The 24,208-nt window shown below is 43.3% G+C and carries 25 protein-coding genes; 16 read left to right on the top strand and 9 right to left on the bottom strand.

The features are described from left to right. Window positions 1-8 precede the first annotated feature (8 nt). Window positions 9-557: a HEAT repeat domain-containing protein gene (locus tag P5674_RS05690; protein WP_315669856.1), complete on the top strand. Its 549-nt coding sequence runs from the start codon at window positions 9-11 to the stop codon at window positions 555-557. Window positions 558-746: 189 nt separating this feature from the next. Here P5674_RS05690 and P5674_RS05685 read toward each other — a convergent pair whose 3' ends face one another. Continuing rightward, window positions 747-1,241 carry an SgcJ/EcaC family oxidoreductase gene (locus P5674_RS05685; protein ID WP_315669855.1) on the bottom strand — a complete coding sequence of 165 codons (495 nt, stop codon included), beginning with the start codon at window positions 1,239-1,241 and terminating at the stop codon, window positions 747-749. Window positions 1,242-2,021: 780 nt separating this feature from the next. Between P5674_RS05685 and pruA the strand changes: the two genes are divergently transcribed. After that, on the top strand, window positions 2,022-5,000 hold the full coding sequence (gene pruA, locus P5674_RS05680; protein WP_315669854.1) for an L-glutamate gamma-semialdehyde dehydrogenase: 2,979 nt from the start codon (window positions 2,022-2,024) through the stop codon (window positions 4,998-5,000). Between the two features lie 282 nt (window positions 5,001-5,282). Here the strand turns inward: pruA and P5674_RS05675 are convergent, their stop codons facing one another. After that, window positions 5,283-6,323, bottom strand: a complete 1,041-nt coding sequence (locus P5674_RS05675; RefSeq protein ID WP_014274656.1) for an anthranilate phosphoribosyltransferase family protein — start codon at window positions 6,321-6,323, stop codon at window positions 5,283-5,285. A gap of 87 nt (window positions 6,324-6,410) precedes the next feature. Then, a complete protein-coding gene (locus P5674_RS05670; RefSeq protein ID WP_014274657.1) occupies window positions 6,411-7,406 on the bottom strand; it encodes a LysR family transcriptional regulator in 996 nt (331 codons plus the stop codon). Between the two features lie 109 nt (window positions 7,407-7,515). On the opposite strand from P5674_RS05670, the gene P5674_RS05665 reads away from it, so the two are divergent. Together P5674_RS05665 and P5674_RS05660 are read left to right on the top strand one after the other, a co-directional pair. Next, window positions 7,516-7,977 carry an SRPBCC family protein gene (locus P5674_RS05665; protein ID WP_006618701.1) on the top strand — a complete coding sequence of 154 codons (462 nt, stop codon included), beginning with the start codon at window positions 7,516-7,518 and terminating at the stop codon, window positions 7,975-7,977. Then, on the top strand, window positions 7,961-8,149 hold the full coding sequence (locus P5674_RS05660; RefSeq protein WP_006618702.1) for a CPXCG motif-containing cysteine-rich protein: 189 nt from the start codon (window positions 7,961-7,963) through the stop codon (window positions 8,147-8,149). Before P5674_RS05665 ends, P5674_RS05660 begins: the two co-directional genes overlap by 17 nt. Here the strand turns inward: P5674_RS05660 and menD are convergent. Continuing rightward, window positions 8,146-9,891, bottom strand: coding sequence for a 2-succinyl-5-enolpyruvyl-6-hydroxy-3-cyclohexene-1-carboxylic-acid synthase (menD, locus tag P5674_RS05655; protein ID WP_014274658.1), 1,746 nt, complete (start codon window positions 9,889-9,891; stop codon window positions 8,146-8,148). The two genes, P5674_RS05660 and menD, sit on opposite strands and share 4 nt — an antisense overlap. 192 nt (window positions 9,892-10,083) lie before the next feature. Here menD and P5674_RS05650 point away from each other — a divergent pair, with 192 nt between their 5' ends. The 4 genes from P5674_RS05650 (at window position 10,084) to P5674_RS05635 (ending at window position 13,304) form a co-directional block, all read left to right on the top strand. Next, window positions 10,084-10,419 (top strand): DUF565 domain-containing protein, encoded by a 336-nt coding sequence (locus P5674_RS05650; RefSeq protein WP_014274659.1) that lies wholly within the window; start codon window positions 10,084-10,086, stop codon window positions 10,417-10,419. 13 nt (window positions 10,420-10,432) lie between these two features. Then, the gene (locus P5674_RS05645; protein WP_014274660.1) at window positions 10,433-11,470 is read left to right on the top strand and encodes a hypothetical protein; all 1,038 of its coding nucleotides are present in this window, start codon (window positions 10,433-10,435) and stop codon (window positions 11,468-11,470) included. A 203-nt stretch (window positions 11,471-11,673) separates the two neighbouring features. Further along, window positions 11,674-12,882, top strand: coding sequence for an anion transporter (locus P5674_RS05640; protein ID WP_014274661.1), 1,209 nt, complete (start codon window positions 11,674-11,676; stop codon window positions 12,880-12,882). A gap of 248 nt (window positions 12,883-13,130) precedes the next feature. Further along, window positions 13,131-13,304, top strand: a complete 174-nt coding sequence (locus tag P5674_RS05635) for a hypothetical protein (protein ID WP_014274662.1) — start codon at window positions 13,131-13,133, stop codon at window positions 13,302-13,304. Window positions 13,305-13,415: 111 nt separating this feature from the next. Here P5674_RS05635 and P5674_RS05630 read toward each other — a convergent pair whose 3' ends face one another. Further along, window positions 13,416-13,865: a pentapeptide repeat-containing protein gene (locus tag P5674_RS05630; RefSeq protein WP_050856764.1), complete on the bottom strand. Its 450-nt coding sequence runs from the start codon at window positions 13,863-13,865 to the stop codon at window positions 13,416-13,418. Window positions 13,866-13,985: 120 nt separating this feature from the next. Between P5674_RS05630 and P5674_RS05625 the strand changes: the two genes are divergently transcribed. Beyond that, window positions 13,986-14,423: a YraN family protein gene (locus P5674_RS05625; protein WP_014274664.1), complete on the top strand. Its 438-nt coding sequence runs from the start codon at window positions 13,986-13,988 to the stop codon at window positions 14,421-14,423. 43 nt (window positions 14,424-14,466) lie between these two features. On the opposite strand, the gene P5674_RS05620 is transcribed toward P5674_RS05625, so the two are convergent. After that, on the bottom strand, window positions 14,467-14,856 hold the full coding sequence (locus P5674_RS05620; protein ID WP_006618710.1) for a hypothetical protein: 390 nt from the start codon (window positions 14,854-14,856) through the stop codon (window positions 14,467-14,469). A 339-nt stretch (window positions 14,857-15,195) separates the two neighbouring features. Here P5674_RS05620 and queA point away from each other — a divergent pair, with 339 nt between their 5' ends. Beyond that, window positions 15,196-16,314 carry a tRNA preQ1(34) S-adenosylmethionine ribosyltransferase-isomerase QueA gene (gene queA / locus P5674_RS05615; protein WP_062946067.1) on the top strand — a complete coding sequence of 373 codons (1,119 nt, stop codon included), beginning with the start codon at window positions 15,196-15,198 and terminating at the stop codon, window positions 16,312-16,314. A gap of 58 nt (window positions 16,315-16,372) precedes the next feature. Here the strand turns inward: queA and rpmF are convergent, their stop codons facing one another. Both rpmF and P5674_RS05605 read right to left on the bottom strand, forming a co-directional pair. Next, a complete protein-coding gene (gene rpmF, locus P5674_RS05610) occupies window positions 16,373-16,549 on the bottom strand; it encodes a 50S ribosomal protein L32 (protein ID WP_006618712.1) in 177 nt (58 codons plus the stop codon). 141 nt (window positions 16,550-16,690) lie between these two features. Beyond that, on the bottom strand, window positions 16,691-17,194 hold the full coding sequence (locus P5674_RS05605; protein WP_006618713.1) for a 2TM domain-containing protein: 504 nt from the start codon (window positions 17,192-17,194) through the stop codon (window positions 16,691-16,693). Between the two features lie 138 nt (window positions 17,195-17,332). Here P5674_RS05605 and P5674_RS05600 point away from each other — a divergent pair, with 138 nt between their 5' ends. From P5674_RS05600 to P5674_RS05585, 4 genes are all read left to right on the top strand, one after another. Further along, on the top strand, window positions 17,333-18,481 hold the full coding sequence (locus P5674_RS05600; protein ID WP_014274667.1) for an AAA family ATPase: 1,149 nt from the start codon (window positions 17,333-17,335) through the stop codon (window positions 18,479-18,481). A gap of 10 nt (window positions 18,482-18,491) precedes the next feature. Further along, complete coding sequence (locus P5674_RS05595; RefSeq protein WP_014274668.1) at window positions 18,492-18,797, top strand: hypothetical protein; 306 nt, start codon at window positions 18,492-18,494, stop codon at window positions 18,795-18,797. A 48-nt stretch (window positions 18,798-18,845) separates the two neighbouring features. After that, window positions 18,846-19,103: a hypothetical protein gene (locus P5674_RS05590; RefSeq protein ID WP_014274669.1), complete on the top strand. Its 258-nt coding sequence runs from the start codon at window positions 18,846-18,848 to the stop codon at window positions 19,101-19,103. A 143-nt stretch (window positions 19,104-19,246) separates the two neighbouring features. Continuing rightward, a complete protein-coding gene (locus P5674_RS05585) occupies window positions 19,247-21,187 on the top strand; it encodes a methyl-accepting chemotaxis protein (RefSeq protein ID WP_006618715.1) in 1,941 nt (646 codons plus the stop codon). Window positions 21,188-21,261: 74 nt separating this feature from the next. Here P5674_RS05585 and P5674_RS05580 read toward each other — a convergent pair whose 3' ends face one another. After that, on the bottom strand, window positions 21,262-22,110 hold the full coding sequence (locus P5674_RS05580) for an alpha/beta hydrolase (protein WP_006618716.1): 849 nt from the start codon (window positions 22,108-22,110) through the stop codon (window positions 21,262-21,264). Between the two features lie 147 nt (window positions 22,111-22,257). Between P5674_RS05580 and P5674_RS05575 the strand changes: the two genes are divergently transcribed. After that, complete coding sequence (locus P5674_RS05575; RefSeq protein ID WP_006618717.1) at window positions 22,258-22,962, top strand: RibD family protein; 705 nt, start codon at window positions 22,258-22,260, stop codon at window positions 22,960-22,962. 36 nt (window positions 22,963-22,998) lie between these two features. Continuing rightward, window positions 22,999-24,201 (top strand): GNAT family N-acetyltransferase, encoded by a 1,203-nt coding sequence (locus P5674_RS05570; protein ID WP_006618718.1) that lies wholly within the window; start codon window positions 22,999-23,001, stop codon window positions 24,199-24,201. Window positions 24,202-24,208: the final 7 nt, after the last annotated feature.

The following is a 24,208-nucleotide window of genomic DNA, read 5'->3' as shown; positions in this document are numbered from 1 at the left end:
CGGAAGCGGTGGCGGAAGTGGCGGAAGTGTCGGAAGAGGTAGAAGAATCGGCGATGGCTGATGGTTTAATGGCAGTAGGTTCGGTTAAGCCTCCGCTAAATCTGAAAGTTACTGGACATAGCAGGGATGAGAAGGAGGACTTGCTGATAGCGATCGCTAAAATTGGAGAATCGCAAAACCTGGCAGCTATTGCTAACTTGGTTGGCTATACTCGACACGCGGATACAGAAATACGCACTCAATTGGCGGCGACTTTGGGTAGACTAGCAAGCACCCACGGCTTACGTGCAGAAATCCAACAAGCGATTCCTACGCTAACTCAACTGAGCCAAGATAGTAACGCTCAAGTGCGTCAAGAGGCAATTTATGCCTTGGGTATGATTAAAAGCGATCGCGTGATTCCCATACTTAAACAAGGTTTGCGAGACCCCGACCCGTCAGTAGTGCAGGCAGCGAGTATGGCGATGGAGAAATTTAAGTTTTATCACGAAACGGATAAGCAAGCCAAACCGATCGCGTCTGTTTTTCAGAAACCGGAGGATGGCTCGAAAGGTTGATAGTTCCCGATACATGGGAGGTTGACTCAAAGGCTGTACAGACAAGGCTTGCCTTGCCTGTACACTCTCAGAGGGTTAAATTTCTGGAGCATCGGCTATCAAAAGCTCATACTTTTATGGGTGTGATATCGATGATTATCAAGGGATGGCTAGATACACCAGAATGTAGAAGGCAATTTGATGGTAAGCCTAATTAGCTAGAGTTTCTGGCATTAAGGATGAATGGTGATGATTAATTAACCATTCACCATCCTTATAGACATAAACATAGGAAAAGCGGGCTACTTCTTGGGTGGTTTGACCTTGGTCATCTGTAAATGTAAAGGTATAAACCCCCACGTCATGAGCCTTGTTACAACCAAGGGCAATAGTCCGGGTGTTAATCACTCCTTGGGGATTATTTGGCAGAAAGTCCACAAAATAGTCTCTAATGCTTTCATGGTCGGTGCGGGGAGTGTTGGAAACGGTTGGCAGTAATACGGCTGTGGGGCTATAGTTAGCTACTACTTGATCAGGATCTAGGGTAGCTAGGGAAGTATTCCAGCGATCGAACAATGCTGCGATTTCGGCTTCGGTGACTTCGGCGCAGGAAACTCCGGCAGTTTCAGCAGCCTGAGTACAACCTGACATAGTAGCTGCTAAAAAACTAGCGGACAGGGTGGAACACAAAATTTTTTTGATCATGGTTAAATCACCAGATATTCCCGGACAAATAAAGGTTAATGAATAGATGATAACACAAAATTATCTATTGGGAAGAAACTAACTAATTTTTGATCCACAGGGATTTGTCGGCTAATTTTATGTGGTTTTCCTCAAAATAAGCAAACATACCCCAGACCCTAATTTTAGCAAAAGGGTTATTTTTGGGGTAAATGAACATTGGGATAACAAACTGCTCCCAAAAGTTAGTCCCATTAATGCAATAGTGGGAACTTGTGGGAGGGATTGAATCCACAGACAAAAATCAATGGTTTTGATTTTATCATAGATTTGGAGATTGTGGGAAAATTTGATGACTAAGGGGGGGGTTTTGGGGTGATGTGGTGGCGATCGCATGATTCGCATTACTAGCATGATTCGCATGAGTAAGGGTGACTATGGCGGTGTGGGTAGAGAGTTATGCAGCAGAGAGCAGATTTAAATGGAGTCAAGAGGGGGAGGGGTTTGGGAGTGTCTGAGTCGCCCCAAACCAGGGATCAAGGCGGGTGAATGGTGGATCTGATTCATGGTAAGATTAGCGAGCAGAGGGGAGATTTTACCGACAAGGGGAAAAATCCCATGGATATTTTGGCGGCGCTTCTGGCCCTAGGAGTTTAGGCTCGGTATCGTTAGAGCCCAACAGATTAAATCTGTCCCTTTGGGGGTAGATCGCTGTAACCCAAATCGTGAGGTTTGGGAGTCCCCGTCGGTTTGAGGGCGGGTATGATATCAATGTTCACCATTTCTGACACTCAATAACCCGTGGTTGCACAACTATCTAATAATACTTACGAACCCAAAACCCAAGAAATCGCCCAAGAACTTCTAGGGGCGACACAACAGAAAAAACAGTCTCTGTTTGGTAAAATCCAAGACCAGATGCGTTTGGATGACAAAATCCTGGACTGGGCGATGTCTAACCCCGGTTTGCGGGTGCAATTGTTTCATTTTATTGACTGTTTACCGGCGCTGCGTAGTAAACCGGAAATTGCGACTCACCTTCAGGAATACCTAACGGCGGAAGAGGTGGAACTCCCGGACTCGCTGAAAAAGCTGCTTAATTTTGCTAACCCGGACTCTGTAGCTGGGAAAATGGCTGCTACCACAGTAGCTCCGGCGGTAGAAACTCTGGCTCAGAAATATATCGCGGGGGCGGATATTCCGCAAATTATCAAAACTCTGGAAAGGTTGCGTAAAGATAAACTGGGGTTTACTGTAGACCTGCTCGGGGAAGCGGTGATTACGGAAACGGAAGCGGAATCATATCTGAATAGTTACTTGGAATTAATGGAAAAACTGTCGGCGGCGGCGCAGCGCTGGTCAACAGTTCCCCTAATTGATGAAGCGGACGGAAAGGCTATTCCTAGGGTGCAGGTTTCGGTGAAGTTGACGGCTTTTTATTCGCAGTTTGACCCCCTTGATGCTAAGGGAAGTGAGGCGAAGGTAAGCGATCGCATTCGCACCCTATTAAGACGGGCGAAAGAAGTTGGGGCGGCGGTGCATTTTGATATGGAACAATACGCCTATAAGGACCTAACTTTAAGCATCCTCAAAAATCTGTTAATGGAAGAGGAATTCCGCGATCGCACTGATATCGGTGTCACGGTTCAAGCCTACCTACGCGATAGCGCCAAAGACCTAGAAGGCATTATTGAATGGGCAAAATTGCGGGGATATCCGGTGACGGTTAGACTGGTAAAAGGTGCTTATTGGGACCAGGAAACTATCAAGGCGATGCAAAATGACTGGCCGCAACCAGTATTTAATGATAAGGCTGCGACTGATGCTAATTACGAAAGGCTGACCCAATTAATGTTGGAAAATCACGCCTATATTTATTCTGCTATCGGTAGCCATAATGTGCGTTCCCAGGCGAAAGCGATCGCCATAGCGGAAACGCTCAAAGTACCCCAACGCGCCTTTGAGATGCAAGTTCTCTATGGTATGGGAGACCAACTCGCGAAACAATTGGCGGCTAAAGGTTATCGAGTGCGGATGTATTGTCCCTATGGTAAACTACTACCGGGGATGTCTTATCTAATTCGGCGACTGTTAGAAAATACGGCTAATTCTTCTTTTATTCGCCAAAGTTCAGAACAGCGACCTTTAGAAGAACTATTAGCGCCTCCTGTTGGTGATAATGATAGCACAATTCACCAGACTTGGAAACCTGTATTTCCGAATGCGGCGGATAGTGATTATGCGGATGCAATTATTCGCGATCGCGCTTTGGCTGCATTGGAAACTGTGCGATCGCAGTTGGGTAAAACCTACTTACCTTTGATTAATGGTAAATCGGAAAATACAGAGACTTTTGTGGATTCCGTTAACCCGGCTAAACCTACGGAAATAGTCGGCAAAATTGGTTTGGCTAATATTGAACAAGCGGAAAAAGCGATCGCCGCTGCTAAAGCTGCATTTCCTAGCTGGAAAAAGACCCCCGTTAGCCGACGCGCCGCTGTCTTACGAAAGGCGGCAGAATTGCTCGAACAACGTCGCCATGAATTATGTGGCTGGATGGTTTTTGAGGTAGGTAAAGCCTTATCTCAGTGTGATGCGGAAGTGTCGGAAGCCATTGATTTTTGCCGTTTTTATGCGGCGGAAATGGAACGGCTAGACGAGGGTTATATTTATGATACAGCGGGGGAAAGCGATCGCTATTCCTATCAACCTCGTGGTATCTCCTTAGTCATTTCTCCCTGGAATTTCCCCCTAGCTATTCCGGTGGGGATGACTGTCGCTTCCTTAGTCACCGGAAATTGTACCCTGTTAAAACCGGCGGAAACTTCTGCTATTATTGGTGCGAAAATTGCCGAGATTTTGGTGGAAGCTGGGGTTCCTGATGGGGTGTTTCAATTTATCCCTAGTAAGGGCTCAACGGTGGGGGCTCATTTAGTTAAACATCCTGATGTTCAGATGATTACTTTTACAGGTTCTCAGGAAGTCGGTTGTTGGATATATGCAGAGGCGGCGATTTTGCGACCGGGACAAAAACACCTGAAGCGAGTAGTGGCGGAAATGGGTGGCAAAAATGCCATTATTGTTGATGAAAGTGCAGACCTTGATCAAGCGGTGGCGGGAGTTGTTTATTCGGCTTTTGGTTATACGGGTCAAAAATGTTCTGCTTGTTCGCGGGTGGTGGTTTTAGAGCCTGTTTATGATGTGTTTGTGTCGCGGTTGGTGGAGGCGGTGCGATCGCTTAATGTGGGTGATCCGGCTGATCCTAGTACCTTTGTGGGTCCGGTGATTGACCATAACGCCCAAACCAAGATTAAAGAATACATTGAGATAGGTAAACAAGAAGCAGAAATGGCGATCGCCTTAGATACACCAGACACAGGTTATTTTGTCGGTCCGACCGTGTTTGTTAATGTTTCTCCTACTGCGAAAATTGCCCAAGAAGAGATTTTTGGTCCTGTGTTAGCGGTGATGAAAGCCTCAAATTTTGATGAGGCGATGGATATTGCTAACGGGACTAATTATGCTTTGACGGGGGGTTTGTATTCTCGCACCCCCTCTCATATTCAGCAAGCTAAGGCTGATTTTGAAGTGGGAAATCTCTATATTAACCGGGGAATTACCGGGGCGATCGTTTCCCGTCAACCCTTCGGTGGCTTTAAACTCTCTGGTGTGGGTTCCAAGGCGGGGGGACCTGATTATCTCCTGCAATTTTTGGAACCTCGCACTATTACCGAGAACATCCAGCGACAAGGTTTTGCACCTATTCAAGGGGTGGATTAATTACCTTGATAAATGGGGCATTATGCTCCATAATTAAACCATTGGTATGGGTGGTTATATAGCGATTCGGTGGATTGGTGAGGTACTTTTCAAAGCCCCCTTCGACAAGCTCAGGACAAGCCTCTCCCGTATGGGGAGAGGGGTTTGGGGTGTAGACGCGCAGCGGCTTCTCTTTGAGTGGGCTGTACCTTATGGATATGAGAAACGCTATATCAATTATCAATAGAGGGCGGGTTTATTAGTCTTCTCGCCGAGAGATTTAATTGACAGCAGAACCCGCCCCTAGGCGATCGCTTCTAATTTCTGGGCTACCATCCCTTGAGTTAGTAACTCCTGCGCGTGTTTCAGACCTGTTTCTATGTCCGAACAAACTCCCGCACACCACAGATAAAAACCCCCATTCCAAATAGCAGCCTGCATTAATTCTCCCGGTTCCCCCTCCAAGACAGCCTTGATATTATTAATCAGTTCATCTAGGGAATTAAGAGGAACTTCTTTCCCCCCATAACCATAATCATGGGGATGCAATAACAGACGTTCAAAAGTCGAGGTTTCCGGGTTGTCTATACTGGGGCGGTTGATGCCAATAATACAGGTGCGATCGCGGGGTAAATCACAACTGCCTTCTAATCCCTTAACCGTGATAAATTGCCGCTGATTTCGCAATTCTAGAGCGGTTCGGAACATTGATTCCGTGGGAGGGTGAACATAGCCACAGGCGATAGTTGCATCTCCTAAATAGGGAGACCACATTAACTCTAAGGTAGCAATAGGCGGACGTTTCCCAATTTCTCGGCGGGGTCCCACTAGGTTCATAGCTAGGGGAAAATGGGTGGGAAGATGAATAAAGCCTAAACCGGTGGTCTGGAAGATTTCCTGCATTCTAATTAGGCTAATTCCTTCCCAATTTATGCCTAATTTTTGCCAAATTTCATGTAAACAAATCCCCTCTTTGGTCGGCATTCGATCGCCTCCATGCAAAATGGTCGGGACTCCGGCGGCGCTGAGAATTAACCCGGTGAGAATGGTCATGGGAACAGTACGCGATCGCCCATCATAGGGATGAGTTAAAATCATCGGAGGACGCACAGCATTAGTTAAATGGGGTCCTAATTCTGCATAAACATCTAGCATTCCCGCCAATTCTTCTCCCGTGGGTCGCCGAATGCGGTGGGCGATTAAAAAAGCCCCTACCTGTACGGGTGTTGCTTCTTGGTGTAACATCATGCGTAAGGCTTCGGCGGCTTCTTCGCGAGTTAGGGCTGCGCTGGTGTGGGTTCCGCTTCCCACTTTTTTCAGTAATGTTCTAAAGCGATCGCTCATTTAGTTGGTTGGTGTGATATAGTGAACAGAAGAGAAAACCAGTATAATCGAAAGCGGATACTTTGAGGAATTGTTAGCCATTTGATGTTAACCAATTAAGCATTTTATCCCCAGTTCTTCTAACTCCGAGTCTACCTCTGGGGGGATTAATTCATGTACCAATTTCCAGAAATATTCAATGGGGGGAATTTGCAGGCGATCGCGGGTGGTGACAATGGCAACTTCACGAGTCCAATTCAAGTCAGATCCGCCACTATAAAAGGAACCTGATTTACTATTTATAGTCCCTTCAAAAGGTGCGATCGTTCTAATCGCTAAACTGCTATCGTTGACTGCTTCTACTAATGCTGAACGTGGTAACAGAGCAATTACTTCCCCCTGACGCACTACACCCCGAAAAGCATCCAGCGTATTTAACTCTAAAACCGCCTTGAGAGTAGCGCCAGCTTGAGCAAATCTTTCCTGTACTAAACGCCGCATTCCATAACCATCTTTAAATACCACTTGAGGATAGATAATTAACTCGGTCCAAGGTACTTGATTATATCGCGCCAGGGGGTGATTTTTCGCCATTAATACTTGTATCGGTTCTTTATAGAGAATATCCACCAATAAATCGGAACTAGCCGTAAAAGCACGATTATTCATGACAAGTGCCACATCAACCAATCCATCTTTCAGGACTTTTAAAGCGCGATCGCTTCCTAATGATGTTACCCGCAATTGTACATCAGGATAAGCATAGCAAAACTTTTGTAATACTGGGGGGAGATAAGACGCACAAAGGGAGTGAATAGCCGCCACGCATAATTCCGGCTGCTGTCCCGCTAATAATGACGCTAATTCCTGTTGGGCATTTTCCCAAGCCTGACAAATTTTCCGCGCATAGGGCCAAAACCTTTCACCTCCCACCGTCAATTTAGCTTGGTTACTACGGTGAAATAGGGGTAAACCTAGTTCCGTTTCTAGTCCCTGTATCTGGCGACTAATCGTTGATTGCGTCACGTTGCAATTGATTGCTGCTTTTTGAAAACTTCCGGTTTCGGCAACAGATAAAAAGGCTTGAAGTTGCTCTAAACGCATAGAAATTGGGGATTTAATATGGCAACGATAGCATGGGTTTCATCTTAACCAATTTCTCGATATAATTTGGTAAAAATTGCTACAACTGTTGATTCTGTATGGTGTGTTTATGCTGCATTTTCAATACTCGTCCCTAATTAACGCCCCCGTTGATGTGGTTTGGAATTTTCACGCCCGATCTGATATCCTAGAGTTGCTGACCCCGCCTTGGCAACCTGTGGAAATTATCCGCCGGGAAGGGGGTTTAGAGGTGGGGGCTAGATCGGAATTTCTCTTATCTCTTGGTCCGGTTTCGGTGCCATGGGTGGCGGTGCATACTGAGTGCATTCCCCACCAACTGTTTACTGATGAACAGCAACAGGGTCCCATGGCTATTTGGGTACACCGACACCAGTTTTCTGAGGTGAATAATCACACTCGGTTAACTGATGCGATCGCCTTTAGTTTACCAGGTGGCTCCCTGTTTGACAAGGGCTTGAGTTGGTGGGTTTATTCCCGTCTTCAAGATATGTTCCGCTATCGCCACGATATTACTAAAGTTGAGTGTGAAAATTATGCAAAATACGGCTGAATTTACCTGCGCCTATTGTGGCGAAAGTAATGTCACATTTATCGATTTTAGTGCCGGAGGTCAACAGTCTTATATTGAAGATTGCCAGGTTTGTTGTCGCCCGAATCTTCTTTATATCAGCATAGATGAGGATACATTGGATGTCGAAATTTACACCGAATACGACGGTTAAAATCTCCATGATATTTCTTGGATTTTTTCGGCTAAGTCTTGGTGCAATTCTTGATTGTGTTTCCGGTTGGTCTGCACTTCAATAATCGCTGAAGTTTGGGAGGCGATCGCCTGTTGATAATCTCTCACAAATTCCTCCTGTGTTTTGGGGGAGAAATATTTGATATTAAACAATTGGGCAGCATGGTCAAAATTGAGATGGTGCGGAGTGCCAAAATAGTTTTCAAATACATCATTAAATTTAGCAATCGGTAAAAATGAAAATATCCCGCCCCCATTATTATTAATAGCAATAATCCACAGGGGATGATTCAGGGCATTAACCATAGATAAAGAGTTGAGGTCATGGAGAAATGCTAAATCTCCAATTAGCAGAGTTGTGGGAGTATTTAAACCCTGACCAAACCCAGTAGCAGAGGCGATAATTCCATCAATGCCGCTAGTACCTCGGTTGGCTGCTATTCTGACTGAATTTCCCCCATAAATTCCATATTCATTCATATCTCTAATCGGCATACTATTGGCTAAAAATAAGCCAGTGTCGGCGGGGATATGCCGCGAGACCAAATTGGCGATCGCCATTTCATTTAACGATGATTCATTAATTAAATAGGTATCAATCGTTTCGCGAATTTTCGCCGATTTTAGCCATAATTTATCTTGCCAATCTTGGCAAATATTCGGATCTAAAAGAGGGGATAATTCCTCACATAATTGTTCGATATTACTTTCAATGCGATGGGAAACAATATGGGCGGGGTCATGGCGGCTGGGTTCGTCCGCGATCATAATATAGTGACGAGGTGGGTGGATTTCCAAATACTCTAAAAACCGTTTTGATAAAATGCGATCGCCTATTTGTATCACCGTTTCCAGGGGTTTATAACTCTGTCGAATATCCGTCAATAATAGCTGTTTATCAATCTTATTTCCCAGTCTGAAACCTGAACGAATATCAGCAAATACAGGGAATTTCAGCCGTTTCGCCAATTCTGACACTGCCTGTATTTGTGATATAGAGCTTAATCTTCCCAACGCCAAAATACCTGTTTGGCTATTGTTTAAAATCTCCGATATCTCCTTAATATTATCTGCTGTTTGCCTCACCAGGGGAGTGGGGTAATCCGTCCAAGGACTACCACTACTTAGCCAACGCTTCAGAGGGAGAGTATAACCCAATGTAATAGCTGAATTAGTCGGGGCGAGGGGTTCGCGGAACATACAATTAAGGTGAACAGGTCCTTGAGGCGATCGCTGGGCACGATAAACAGCTTGATCAATAGTCGTCAAAACAAACGTCGGCGAAATCTTTTCATCAGGACAGGGAATATCAAATTTCCAACGCACATAATCACCATAAAGATTGACCTGATCAATAGTCTGATTAGCCCCCGTTTTTCGCAATTCTGGCGGGCGGTCAGCCGAGATAATAATCATCGGTAAATTATCCGTAGCCGCCTCAATAATAGCCGGGAAATAGTTGGCAGCAGCCGACCCAGAAGTAGATACCAAAACCGCTGGCTTTCCTGTCGCCCTCCCGTAGCCGATCGCATGAAAAGCCGCGCCCCTTTCGTCAAAAAAAACTCGCCGTTGTGCTTGATAATTACGGGCGATCGCCACAGTTAAAGGAGTCGATCGGGAACCAGGAGATACAATAAAATAACTCACCCCATGGCGAACTAACTCCTCGACAATGAGGTTTCCCCAAAGTATATTAATATTGGCTGCGTCAAACAAATTCAATGGTCAAACCTCAGTAAATTGTCAACGTTATCATAAATCTGCTATCTGGGACAAGTGTTATAGCCAACTGGCGGCAAGTTTGGACACCTGTAGACTAACAAATATAGCCACAGCAGGGAGTTGATGCCACAACCGCCCTTATAATACTTTTATCCTACAGTAGATTTCAAATATCGCTCCCTATAATCTCCTATGCAAAACACTCGTTTAAACCGATTTACTGATGCGATCGCCCAGCAAACCTTGCAATGGTTTCGTAACCCCTGGCGGCGCATCTCTGTATTATTGATTAGCCTATTTTTCGGCTTCTTCCTGGGAGTGGCGATCGCCACCATCGTTGGACAAGTCGGAAGTTGGGATGTCAGCGTCGCATTTATCACCCTGCTAGTCACTGAATGGATTAGTTGGTTATCTTACCGCAAAGTGTCTCGTAGTGAAATCAATTCTTTATGGCTTGACCTCCTCAATAGCATGAAAATTGGCATGACTTATAGTTTATTTTTGCTTGCATTTTTACTGGGTTCTTAGACCGGATTTAATCATGATGGAAATTTTACAATCTTTGGAAACTGATACCGAACCGACACCAGAACAATGGCAACAACTGCTGAGACAAGAATTAAATAATCCCCAGCAAATGGCGGCTTTTGGTATCAATCCAGAACAGCTAGAAACAGCAATTAAACAACGTTATCAATTATGGCGATCGCTCCTTAAACATAACCCAGATTTACCGATTCTCTGGGAACAGCTACCCACATTATGGCACTTTTGGCTACCGTTTGCCATACAATTATCTCAGTTAAAAACCATCCTTAATCGTCCTTTAGTACAGGGAATATTAGGCGGACAGGGAACCGGAAAAACCACCCTATCAACCGTCATTTCTCGGATTCTCAATCTCCTAAATTATCAAGCCATTAGTATTTCTATTGATGATTTATATAAAACTTACGCCGATCGTCAAAGGCTGCGAGAACAAGATCCCCGTTTAATCTGGCGAGGTCCCCCCGGCACCCATGATATTGACATCGGAATTCAACTTCTTGACCAACTCCGAAACCCTACACCCGGAGAAAAAATAATGATTCCCCGGTTTGATAAGTCTCTGTGGAATGGAGAAGGCGATCGCATAGAACCCCAACAGATAGAAGCACCTGATATCATCTTATTTGAGGGCTGGTTTGTGGGATGTCAACCCGTAGAAGACCAGGCGTTTAATCATCCACCCCCCCCTATTATTACTGATAGCGATCGCCAATTTGCGCGACAAATAAATCACCAATTAAAAGAGTATTTACCCCTCTGGGAACGTTTGGATAGATTAATAGTTCTCAACCCCGTTGATTATCGTTTATCCAAACAGTGGCGCGCACAAGCTGAACAGGAGATGAAAGCCTTGGGTAAGTCCGGAATGACCGACACAGAAATCAATCAATTTGTCGAATACTTTTGGAAATCTTTGCATCCCGAATTGTTTATTACTCCTCTGCTAACAGATAGCGATCGTGTTGATTTAGTAGTCGATATTCAGCCAGATCATTCAATCGGTCAAGTTTATCAACCGCCAAAAACTTGACAAATTCCCCATCAATCAGCCATAATTAATCACCGTAAATCCATCCTATGAGGCTAAAAAATAAAACTGGGCGGAATAGATGCTGTGAATTTCCTGCTAGACAAATTTAAATATGTCCTCAACTCACCATAATTAAATATACCATTATTCCCATTAATCATGATTTTAATATTTACAATATATCGGCATTGCTAGGAATAAATATGACCCAGATTATTCTAGGTTTACAGGGTTGGGTTTTAACCCTTACTTATATAGGGTTAGGATTAGGTTATATTCCCGGTTTACGGATGAACCGTGCCACCATAGCTTTAGTAGGTTCAGCCCTGTTAATTGCCATAGGAACCTTAACCCTAGAACAGGCTTGGGATGCCATTGATCCTCATACCATTGTGTTTTTATTAAGCATGATGGTGATTAACGCTTACCTATCCTACTCTGGTTTTTTTAACCTAGCATTAGTTTACCTATTACGATTCATTCATAGTCCCTTGGGATTGCTAGTTTTATTAACATTTGGCACAGGTATATTATCAGCCTTTTTCCTCAATGATACTCTAGCATTAGTTAGCACCCCCCTAACCTTAAAATTAGCCCGATCGCTCAAATTAAATCCTGTCCCGTATTTATTAGCGATCGCCGCCTCCACCAATATCGGTTCCCTCGCCACCCTCAGCGGTAATCCCCAAAATATCCTCGTCGGTTCCTTTTCCGGAATTAGTTATCTACAATTCGCCCAGACCTTAACCCCCGTCGCCATAGTAGGTTTAGGGCTACAAATTGGCCTCTTATGCCTACTTTATCCAGAAGTGCGAATATCACATCCTCTCCCCTCAAATTCCCTCACTCAATCACCATTATACTTACATCGTCCCCTCCTGATTAAAACCATAATTGTCACCACTCTTTTATTAACCGCTTTTATCATCAATCTTCCCCTAGCAGAATCAGCATTTTTAGCCGCCGCCATATTATTGATTACCCGCAGGATTAAACCTCAGCGAGTCTTACAACAAGTAGACTGGTCATTATTAGTAATGTTTTCGGGACTATTTATCCTCACGTACTGTGTGCAATCTTTGCAACTGTTAAATCATCTGTCAACTTGGGTATCCTATCCCCTAGGTTTATTAGTTATTACCGCCTTATTATCCAACATAATTTCTAATGTCCCCACCGTCTTACTCCTACAATCATTTATTCCCCCAGATGCCACCTCAAGCTGGATTCTCCTAGCCGCCTCAGCCACTCTAGCCGGGAATCTCACCCTATTTGGTTCTGTAGCCAATCTAATTACCGTAGAAGCCGCCGCATCTGGAGGCGATCGCCTATCATTTTGGGAACACCTCCGTTTCGGCTTTCCCTTAACAGTCATAACATTAACGATTACTTACATTTGGGTGATCTTTTGACAGTCATCTGTGCTATACTCCAATTGAGCTAAACTGAGTGCATCTTAGTAGCCGCTAATTCAACTAAAATCCTCGGAAATCAACCCCAATTAATAAGTATAAATACTCACCCTATAACCATTGATTGATTGATTGAGATAACTTATGGGATTGACAAGTAATTCTTACCTAAAACCATTGCTTTTTCACTATCCATAATGTGATAATGATTGAAAAAATATCAACCCGATGTTTAGGAGGGTGTATTAATGGATCATTATATAGCTTACGGACTTTTGTTAGCTTTGGTAAACGGCGCTATCTGTATCTCCATCCCCGCGTTAGTATCTTACACAAAGCGCAAAAGCCACCCCCAAGCCACCCCAGATGATGTCGCCGCCACAATCAACCTGAAAGAACTATTGTCTCAGGAAGCCAACTAGGAGAGCTTTTTTGAGTGACAGCCAAAAACCCGGCAATTTCGGGAGATAACCTAGGATTCGCAATGGCTTCTCAGGTTATCCCTGTTGTTTGGTCTGCTGATCGAAAGTCAATCAATCGCAGTAGAGAGTCTCGCGGGTATCGCGTCCTGTTACTGGATTTGTACCGTCCGCCACTTCACAAAGCAGTTGTTGCTGATCTCGACGCAACATGACATCAGTAAAATCAGCCCCAGTAATAATCGCCCCACGGAAATCCGCATTGTAGGCGTAGGCTTCCTCCAGCAAAGCATTAGTGAGATTAGCCCTAACTAACCGCGCCGTGTCTAGGGTAGCAAAACGTAAATCAGCAGACTCTAGGTTAACATCCTGCATTTTCGCCCCAAATAGGCTAACTCCCCGTAGGTCGGTATGACTGAAATTGCTACCCTGTAGGTTAGCAAAATCAAACTCGGAGTCCTTGAGGTCCTGTCCTGAGAAGTCCACACCTATCAGATTGCGTTTTTCGTAGTTTTCCGCGATCGCCGGCGATGTGGTAATAGTAGCTATTAGTCCCCAACCCATCCCTAAAATTAAAGCGATCGCTGCTATACGCGAGAGAATTGTCCTATTGATTATCCTGGGAAACGAGAAACCCATACCTTTTGATCTATCTATCCAAAAATCTATATTGAGTTTACTGTAATGTCGCGTCATATAGGAACATTGGGAGAACAACTCGTCGCACAATGGTTACAACAAACGGGCTGGCAGATTTTATACCATCAATATCATTGTCGTTGGGGAGAAATCGACCTCATTGGTCATCGAGAAACCGCCCTAATTTTTGTAGAAGTCAAAACCCGCAGTCGAGGAAACTGGGACGCAAACGGTGCTTTAGCCATTACTGCGACCAAACAAGCCAAACTGATCCGAACCGCAGAACACTTTTTAAGCGCCCATCCCCATTTCAGTAATCATCCTTGTCGATTCGATGTCGCCCTAGTTAGATGTCAACACCAGAACCCAGCAACAAACAACCCGATCGCAGCATCACCTCAGATTGTGACACCAGGTAAATCCATTCATATAGAAGCCTATCAGCTTACCCTAGAAGACTATATCGAATCAGCCTTTTCCTGAGCGTGCATTAGCGAAACTTCCAGCAAAACAATCAAGTTAAACCTCAGGCTAAAGCCTCTGGACAATAGCCCAGACCCCTAACAAACTGAGTGCGGAATGTTTCAATATCCTCTCGATTTGGGCTACCATGAGAAACCACCGCCACCTGGTAGCGACGCATCACACTCAAGGGAGATTGTCCAGTTTCCAGAGCCCACAAAGCCATCTGAATACGAATGTCCGGTTCATAGGGAATCCCCAATTCGTACATAAAAGCCCTAAAATCACCATGTTGGTGGGGCGTTAAATACTCACTCATCTTAACTTTGATGATCCAGCCGTCAATTTGATGAATCACGGTCATAAACTTGACCGGAAGGTGAGTCTGACCCCTAAGAAAATCAACAACTCTCAGTGTTAAACTCGTGTTGGCAAGGTAGTATAGATATTCCATTCCATTGTTTCTCCCGCGTCTTCCTGTCTCCCCCCACCCGCTTGCAACTCCTAAATGGTTAAGGACTTGTTACCTGCTGCGGTGGTAACCCAATAGTGATCAGGGTATCGGTTACTAGCTTTCGAGTGTCCGGTGTTAGCTGTCAGCCGCAGGCTTTCAGAAAAATTCCTTACCCCCTGTTCCAGTTTTCCTTATCCCCTGTTCTGTATTTCCTATTTTGACAAGGCTATACTTATATCATTGCGGGATATTACCCCTTTTAATAGGGGAAAATTACCCGTTCTGATCTGGGGGATTATACCCAAGTTTACCTCAGAAAGCGCGATTTTAGTGTTGGGAATGACAGAAGTAGTGGACAAATTAGATAGAACTTTGCAGGGGTATGATTATGAATTACCTCCCGATCGCATCGCTCAAAATCCAGTAATCCCTAGGGACTCATCCCGCCTGTTAGTGGTGGATTCGCCCCAGTCCCATCAACACCGTTTATTTCGGGATTTACCAGATTTATTACAACCACAGGATTTACTGATTCTCAATAATACCCGCGTACTCCCCGCCCGTCTCTACGGTCGCAAGAGTCGATCGGCGGCGATCGAGATTTTATTGCTACAGGAGCAAGCCCCAAACTGTTGGTTAGCTTTGGTCAAGCCCGGAAAACGGTTTAAGATAGGCGATCGCCTCGAGTTTCAGTCCAAATCTGGCGGCGAAATACTTTATGCTACCGTTATCGATACTAACCCCAGTACGGGCGGAAGGTTGCTCAAGTTTGAGGTTCCCCAAGGCCAATCTTTGGTTTCTATTTTAGATCAATTTGGCGAAATCCCTTTTCCTCCCTATGTTACTGATTCTCAGGCTTTAGCCGAACAGTATCAAACTATTTATGGCGATCGCCCTGGGGCCGTGGCCGCACCTACAGCCGGGTTACACTTTACAGAAGAACTATTTCAAAGACTCTCTCAGCAACACATTGATCACGCTTTCGTCACCCTTCATGTGGGCTTAGGAACTTTTCGTCCCGTGGAAGTTGAGGATATTACCACCCACCAAATGCACGCCGAATGGGTCGAATTGCCTCCCGAAACCGTCGAGAAAATCAATCAAACCCGCGCCCGTGGTGGTCGCATCATTGCCGTGGGAACTACCGTAGTGCGGACTTTGGAAGGTATAGCAGCCGCCCAAAATTCTGGCGATCGCTCTATTCAACCTTACTGCGGCGAAATTAACCTATTTATTTATCCCGGCTATCGCTGGCGCGTCATTGATGGACTGATTACTAATTTTCACCTACCGCGATCGAGTTTACTGATGTTGGTATCAGCTTTAATTGGTCGTGAAAGACTCATGAAATTATATCAGGATGCCTTAGAACAACCACCCAATGATTTCGGCAACCGATATCGCTTTTACTCTTTTGGTGATGCCATGTTGATTCTGCCAGCAGCCGTTCAAAAATAACCCCAAAGCCGGACATCAACAAAAACTGACATCCGGCTTTTCAACCAACATCCCCGGGTTATTCCTCGTCGCCCTCCTCATCATCTGTCGGATAGACGAAACTTGCAGACCGACCTGTAAGGACCGATTTACCTAGGGATAAGGCTTTTTCGGCTTGGACTCTAGCTTTGCGCTTCCAAGTCGCTTTTCGCATATTCCGCTTGGATTTAGAGGTTCGTTTCTTTGGAACAGCCATGACCAGATTAAACTCAAATTTAACAAGACAAACTCTGATTATATCACATTCGGCGACAATATGGTATCGGCTACACTCAACCCCCAACCCCCAACCCCCAACCCCTCAGCTAAACCCCAACACCCAATTAATTGATAACTATTATGATTGAATGCCCTTAATGACGCGACCTGCAATGATTCCTAGGGAGTTTCCTAGCTGCTTTTTGATCCGCCATTTAGCAAAGTCTTTATCGTATGCTTCTCCCTGAGTTTGATAGGCTTTCCAGGCTTGCAAACTCAATCCTAGACCCCATAATAAAGCGATCGTTAAAGCAAAAGCCATACCCTGGGTAGTCACCAGATTTAATAAAATTAGGAAAGAGTTAACGATCGCATATTTAACAGCATCTTGCCGTAATTTTTGCCGACGTTCCTGATTAAATACCTGTTTTTCGGTTAACTCCACTTTCCGAGTCTGCCATTCTAATTCCGCCGCCTGTAAATTTTCCGAGCTAATTCCCAACTCCATTGCCATTTCCTCCAACTGGGTGCGGGTGAGTTCCCCAGTTTCTTGACTGCGAGCCATAGCAATTTGTAGAATTTCTTGGGCATCTTCTTGTTGGATAGAAGTGGGACTGATGTTTGTATTTAGATTATTTTCCATAGCCAATGTCTTGATAAGTGTTCTGATAACTGCGATTTTAGCAAGTTTTGACTAATTTGAGCAGTCGCCACACTCCCCGATTATCCGAACACCAGAGATATATTCAGTTATACTATAGCTAAAATTACGGTAATTTACATGATCATATCACACATAATCCTGAAAAATTGGCGCAACTTTCGTGCCGTTGAGGTGGACTTATGCGATCGTATATTTATAGTCGGTCCCAACGCCTGCGGTAAGTCCAACTTTCTCGATGCTTTCAGATTTTTAAGGGATTTAGCCAAACCCGGCGGCGGTCTCCAAAAAGCCGTAGGCGATCGAGGTGGAGTTTCTAAAATTCGGAGTCTTTCCGCCCGCCGTTATCCTAATGTAGAAATCGAAATTCACCTATCCCAACCAAATGCCACAGCACCCCTTTGGAAATATGCCATAGGATTTAAACAGAGAAAAGGTGGCAAAAATGAACCAATTATTGCCTATGAAAGAGTCTGGCATCACCACCAACAAATTATCAATCGACCTGATGGAGATGATCAACGAGATGAGTTAAGACTTACCCAAACCTATTTAGAACAAATTAATGCCAATGCCCAATTTCGAGACATTGCCAAATTTTTAGAATCGATTTTATACTTACATATAATTCCCCAATTGGTTCGCCACCCCGAAGCATTTGCTACCCCCGGACTTTTCGAAGATCCCTTTGGCAGAACTTTTTTAGAAAGGGTAGCCAAGACATCAGAAAAAACCCGCAAATCACGACTAAAAAAAATTGAAGAAGCCCTCAAGTTAGCCGTACCCCAGTTAAAAAATTTAACCGATACTAAAGACGAAATGGGTGTCCCTCATTTAGAGGCTATTTATGAACATTGGCGACCCCAAGCCGGAAAACAAAGGGAAGACCAATTTTCTGATGGTACATTAAGACTCATTGGACTACTATGGTCTTTGTTAGAATCCGATTCCTTGTTATTACTAGAAGAACCAGAATTATCATTAAATTCGGGAATTATTAACCAGCTACCTCCCCTAATTTATCGACTACAACGATCCAAAAAACGGCAAGTTATTATTACTACCCATAGTGCCGATTTACTTTCAGACCAGGGTATTGGTGGCCAAGAAGTTATCTTAATGATACCTAAGCCGGAGGGAACCGAAGTTAAAATAGCTTCTAGTGATGACAACATTAGACTGCTATTAGAAGGAGGTTTAACTATAGCAGATGCTGCATTACCTCAGACAGTCCCCCCTCAAATTCAACAACTAAGTTTATTCCAATAAGTTGATATCAATGACAGATATTCCCATTAATTTAGCCTGTGAAGATATCCTGAGTGAGGCTGTGTTAAAAAAAATGATTCAGCATTCTCAACGTCCTTTTTTGATTGGTCATTGTTTTCACAAAAACGGATATGGTTATCTCAAAAAAAACTTGTGCGGATTTAATAATGCAGCCAAAGGAATGGCTTATTTAGTCTTAACTGATTTAGATAAATCTGAATGTCCATTGGCGATTATTAATGAATGGTTAAAATCTCAGCCCAAACATCCTAACCTGCTTTTTAGAGTAGCTGTGAAAGAAGTAGAATCGTGGTGACTGGCTGACCGAGAAGGATTTGCTAAATTTTTAGGTATTTCACCTAATTTGATTACCACGGATGTTGATGATATAGACGACCCGAAACAGTATTTAATCAACCTCTGTCGTAGATGCAGAAAAAAAGCCTTAAAAGATGCCATTGTACCCCCAGCAGAAAGCACTGCCAAAGTCGGTAAAGATTATAATAATCCACTGATTAAGTTTGTACAAGAATCATGGGCAATAGAAGGGGCTAAGGTTAATTCTGCTAGTCTCAGGCGGGCCATGGATGTAATCATAGCCTTTCAGCCTACATGGAATTAATACAGACTGATAACTCGGTTGAGCCAATTTTACCAAAATTTTACATATTTAGAGCAGCACTAGGACAAACCCTACATAATTGTTATGATATAATCATAGTAGATGATCACAGCACCCTCAATCCTTAATCAATTCATATAATTATGTTAAACTCCCATGGCAAAAATCACCCGGAATCGCAGTTTTCCCCCAAAGGTTCTCTGACCAGAAAAACCTTATTTCAGATTACTGTATGTGCAGTTTTAATAGTGACAGGTAGTGCGATCGCTAATTATATGCAAGCGATATCAGCATTGAGAAATCAGAAATTAACGCAACTAGAAGAGTCTGTGGTGGAAAGAGTAGCCAGAGAACAGCAAATCTTTGATTTAGCGGTTGATAATCATGCTATCCTGAAAGCCGAAATTCTGAGGGAATTTGCACAACCATCCCCCGCTAATTTAGAAGAGGAATTTAATAATTTATTCATCCGATACCCGGACGGGGTTATCCGTAACAACCCTGTCAATTTTGATGGTGAACGCCAGGCGGGAGTGTATATTGATAAATCCTTAGAAATCACCCCAGAAATTCGTCGGAAAGTCATTGATTTACAAAGGTTAATCGAATCCTACGGGAGGGCGTGGCATAATCGTTTTGATAGTACCTTCATTATGACCCCGGAGAATATTACAATTGTTTATTGGCCGGAAGTTCCTAATTATGTTAAAGAAGCTGATGCTAACTTTTATATGCCCCAAAAACCAGAGTATTTAGTCGCCACTCCTGAGAATAACCCGGAAAGAAAAACCGTTTGGACTACACCTTATTATGAACCAGTTAGTCAGCTTTGGTTAGTCACGGCTTCAACCCCCGTTGATTATAATGGTCAAACCATAGGAACTCTTGGTCATGACATCACCCTAAATCAGTTAATCGAAAGAACAGTTAATGTGCATATTGAAGGAGGATATAACCTAATTTTTAGAGGGGATGGTCAGTTAATCGCTCATCCCCACTTAATAGATAAAATTCAAGATAGCACTACCACGGTTAAGATCCAAAATTTGCAGGATAGTAACTTAATGAATATATTTAAATTAGTTACAAATGCTCCCCCAAATCAATACATAATACCTAATTATGAAGATAATCAATACCTGGTTTTTCGCCAAATGCCGGGTATTGACTGGTATTTTGTAACTGTTTTTCCTCGGTCAATTTTAATAAAAAAATCCGTAAATTTTGTGTTAGCAAATATCCTGATTGAAGTAATTTTACTATTATCATTAATGCTCCTAGTTTGGGTGGTTTTAAAACGACAAGTATCTGCACCATTGCAACAACTAATTAATGGGACTCAGAAAATTTCGGCAGGTAATTATAATGTGTCTATTCCAGATAATACACAGGATGAACTAGGTTGTTTGGCTCACTCTTTTAACCTCATGGCTGCTGAGATATCTACCAGAAGTCAAGAATTACAAGGAACACTACAAAATCAGAAAATGTTAGTGCATTCAGTCACTATAACTATGAATGAGTTAAACAGTTCAGCTAGGGGTTCCGCTGAACAGGCTTCTAAGGCAGCATTAGCGGCTAAACAGGTATTATATTTGATTAAAGGTTATCGGGAATCTGATGATAATTATTGCCAGGATGGCTTACAAGAAACGGTGAATAAACTTGCCTATAAAATCTCGGATTTAAGTAATAAAATTGTCAAAATTGGCTTAATATCTACTATAGTCAGTAATTTAGCTAATCAAACTAATATATTGGCTTTAAATGCTGCAGTTGAGGCGGTACAAGCTGACCAGAATAGTGGACAAGGATTTAATGTGATCGCCAATGAAATTCGGAAACTGGCTGATCAAAGTAAATCCTCAGCAGCAGAAATTAACAATTTAGTACATGATATTCAAAAAGCGATGAGTTCTACAGTCCGAGTCACAGAGGAAAGTAAAACCGGATTTAATGAGGTGGTTAATGGGATTAACAGTATAGTAGAAAATTCTCAGACTATTTCTCTCAATATTAATCAGCAATCAGTAGCTATTGAACAGGTTTTAGAGATGATGAATGATTTAAATTTAAATTATTAAATTATCCCCATATAAATCGGGTGAAATTTATGGGGAAGTCCAGAGGGTTTAGACCCATGAAAGATAAAATTTTTTTACAGACTTTCCACAAATTTCTTGATGGTTTCCCGATAGCGATCGCCTCCCATTTCTTTGACATGATTGTGATCAGCATCAGGAATCATCAGCAGTTGTTTGGGTTCAGGACAAGCCTGGTATAACTGCTCACTCATACTGGCGGTAACCAACTCATCAGCGGTCCCATGGGTGAATAAAATCGGCATTTTCAATTCCCGAACTTTCGCAAGAGAATCAAATCGTTGATGCAATAACCAATTAATTGGAAAAATCCGATATTGTTTCTTTACCTTGACCATATCGAGGATAGAAGTAAAGGAACTTTCGATAATCAATCCAGCAATTTGGGGGTGTTTCGTAGCCAATTCAATAGCGATCGCACCTCCCAAAGAATGCCCAAATACGACAATTTTATCAGGGGGGATGTTTCGAGAATTAACCAAATAATTAAAAGCTAACTCGGCATCTTCATAAACTCGTTGTTCACAGGGAAAGCGATCGCTACTACAACCATAACCTCGATAATCTATCAAAAACACGGAAAATCCCAGATGATGAAATTGTTTAGCATAGCCTAAATTGCCACCAATATTACTACTGTTCCCATGCAAATCCAAAATCACTATGTCGGAATCGCCAGGAATCCACCAACCATTAATCTGTTCACTTTCTGATGTGGAATCGGGTAATTTTAACCAAACCTCTTGATATAGCATCCCTAACAAATCGGGAGTTTTTTCAATGGTCTTAGATGGGAAAAAAATCAACCGATTTTGAAACAAAAGCAACCCGACACAAATAATGAGATAACTAACTATAGTCAGGACAGTGATAATTAAGATAGCTTTAGGGAACAATGAAATCATAGAATTAAATCTGATGTATATTTTTTCAAATTAATACCGATGCGCCGATCACGACTAGTAGATCTAAGCTAGATCTAGCGTCTTGCATCTTGTCAGACCCTGTTTTAAGATCACTAATAGCAAGTCGAGAGCCAAAACCAGGCCCTTATGGATGAGATAATTCCAACCACCCGACCCCACACTACTGTTATTTTAGCCATGAGTGCTGACGGCAAAATTGCTGATCTGATGCGATCGCCTGCCCGATTTGGCTCTAATGCTGATATCATTCACCTAGAACGACAAATTGCCCAAGCCGACGCTGTACTGTTCGGAAACGGCACTCTCGCCGCCTATGGAACAGTTTTAAGGGTGTCTTCAACGGAATTGTTAGGCGATCGGGAAAAAAACGGAAAACCCCCCCAACCGGTTCAAATAGTCTGTTCCGCATCAGGAAAAATTAACCCAACCCTCAAATTTTTTCAACAGCCTGTTCCCAAGTGGTTACTGACCACATTCTTAGGGGGTCAGCCTTGGAAACGATTTTCCGACCACTTCGACCAAGTGATCGTCGCGGACGACTCCAATGGAGTGATAACCTGGTCAGAAGCGTTACAGCAACTCAGAGACCGGGATATACAAAGACTAGCGGTCTTAGGCGGCGGTCAGCTAGTAGCATCTTTAATGGCCCACCATGCGATCGATGAGTTTCACCTGACCGTCTGTCCCCGAATTTTGGGGGGAACCACATCACCGACTCCCGTGGACGGAGAAGGATTTTTATCTCGCTTCGCACCCCATTTACAATTGTTGAGTGTCCAACAGGTAGATGATGAGGTATTTCTGCACTATCGGGTTAAATCTCCCCATTAAAATCGCTAGAATATCATAGCGCTTTTAATTTTCAGCATGAATACCTTACACTCAAATCAATCACCGTATTCGGTAGCTTGGATTAATCAAATTTCCGAAGTCCCTCAGTCGGAGTGGGATCGACTCGCCCAACCCCTGAAAACTCCGTTTTTTGAATGGGACTGGCTGCATAATTTGGAGGCTTCTGGTAGTGCGACGGGACAGGCGGGTTGGCTACCCAATCATCTGACAGTATGGCGAGATTCTCAATTAGTCGCGGCAGCCCCATTATATCTCAAAGGTCACAGTCGCGGTGAGTTTGTCTTTGACCACCAATGGGCTGATTTGGCTTATCAATTGGGGATTGAATACTATCCTAAAATGTTGGGGATGTCGCCTTTTACGCCAGCAGAAGGCTATCGATTTTTAGTGGATCCCTCTGAGGATGAAGACGAAATTACGGGGTTAATGGTGCATGAAATAGATCGCTTTTGTATTAACCATAAAATTTCTGGCTGCCATTTTCTTTATGTGGATCGTCAATGGCAGTCTACTCTGGACAAACAGGGATTTACCCCTTGGCTACACCATAGTTATATCTGGCAAAATCAAGGATATAATAGTTTTGATGATTACTTGAAAATCTTTAATGCTAATCAACGCCGTAATATCAAACGAGAACGAAAAGCCTTAGACAAAGTGGGTCTACAAATGCGGATTGTGACGGGTGATGATATCCCTAAATCAATGTTTTCCCTGATGTATGATTTTTATGGGAGTACCTGCGATAAATTTGGCTGGTGGGGAAGTAAATATCTGACTCGGAAATTCTTTGAACAGTTACATCATGATTATCGTCACCGGGTGGTTTTTGTGGCGGCATATAATGAATTAGACGATCGCCAACCTATGGGGATGTCATTCTGTTTGACTAAAGGCGATCGCCTATATGGTCGCTATTGGGGAAGTTTACAAGATATCGATTGTTTACACTTTAATGCTTGTTATTATTCCCCTATTGAATGGGGGATTAATCACGGGATTCAATCCTTTGACCCTGGGGCGGGAGGACGACATAAACAGCGTCGCGGTTTTCCAGCCAGACCTAACTACAGTCTCCATCGTTTTTATGATGGTCGTCTCTCTCAAATTCTCCGCAACTATATTCACCGCATTAATGACATGGAAAAACAGGAAATTAACTACCTTAATCAAGATTTACCATTCACCGATAATAGCTTAACTAATTTTTCGGGATAGCCACGAG

The sequence above is a fragment of the Limnospira sp. PMC 289.06 genome (assembly GCF_032350395.1).
GTDB classification, from domain to species: domain Bacteria; phylum Cyanobacteriota; class Cyanobacteriia; order Cyanobacteriales; family Microcoleaceae; genus Limnospira; species Limnospira platensis.
Note: the sequence above shows the minus strand (reverse complement) of the source record. Positions and strands in the feature narration are given on the sequence as shown.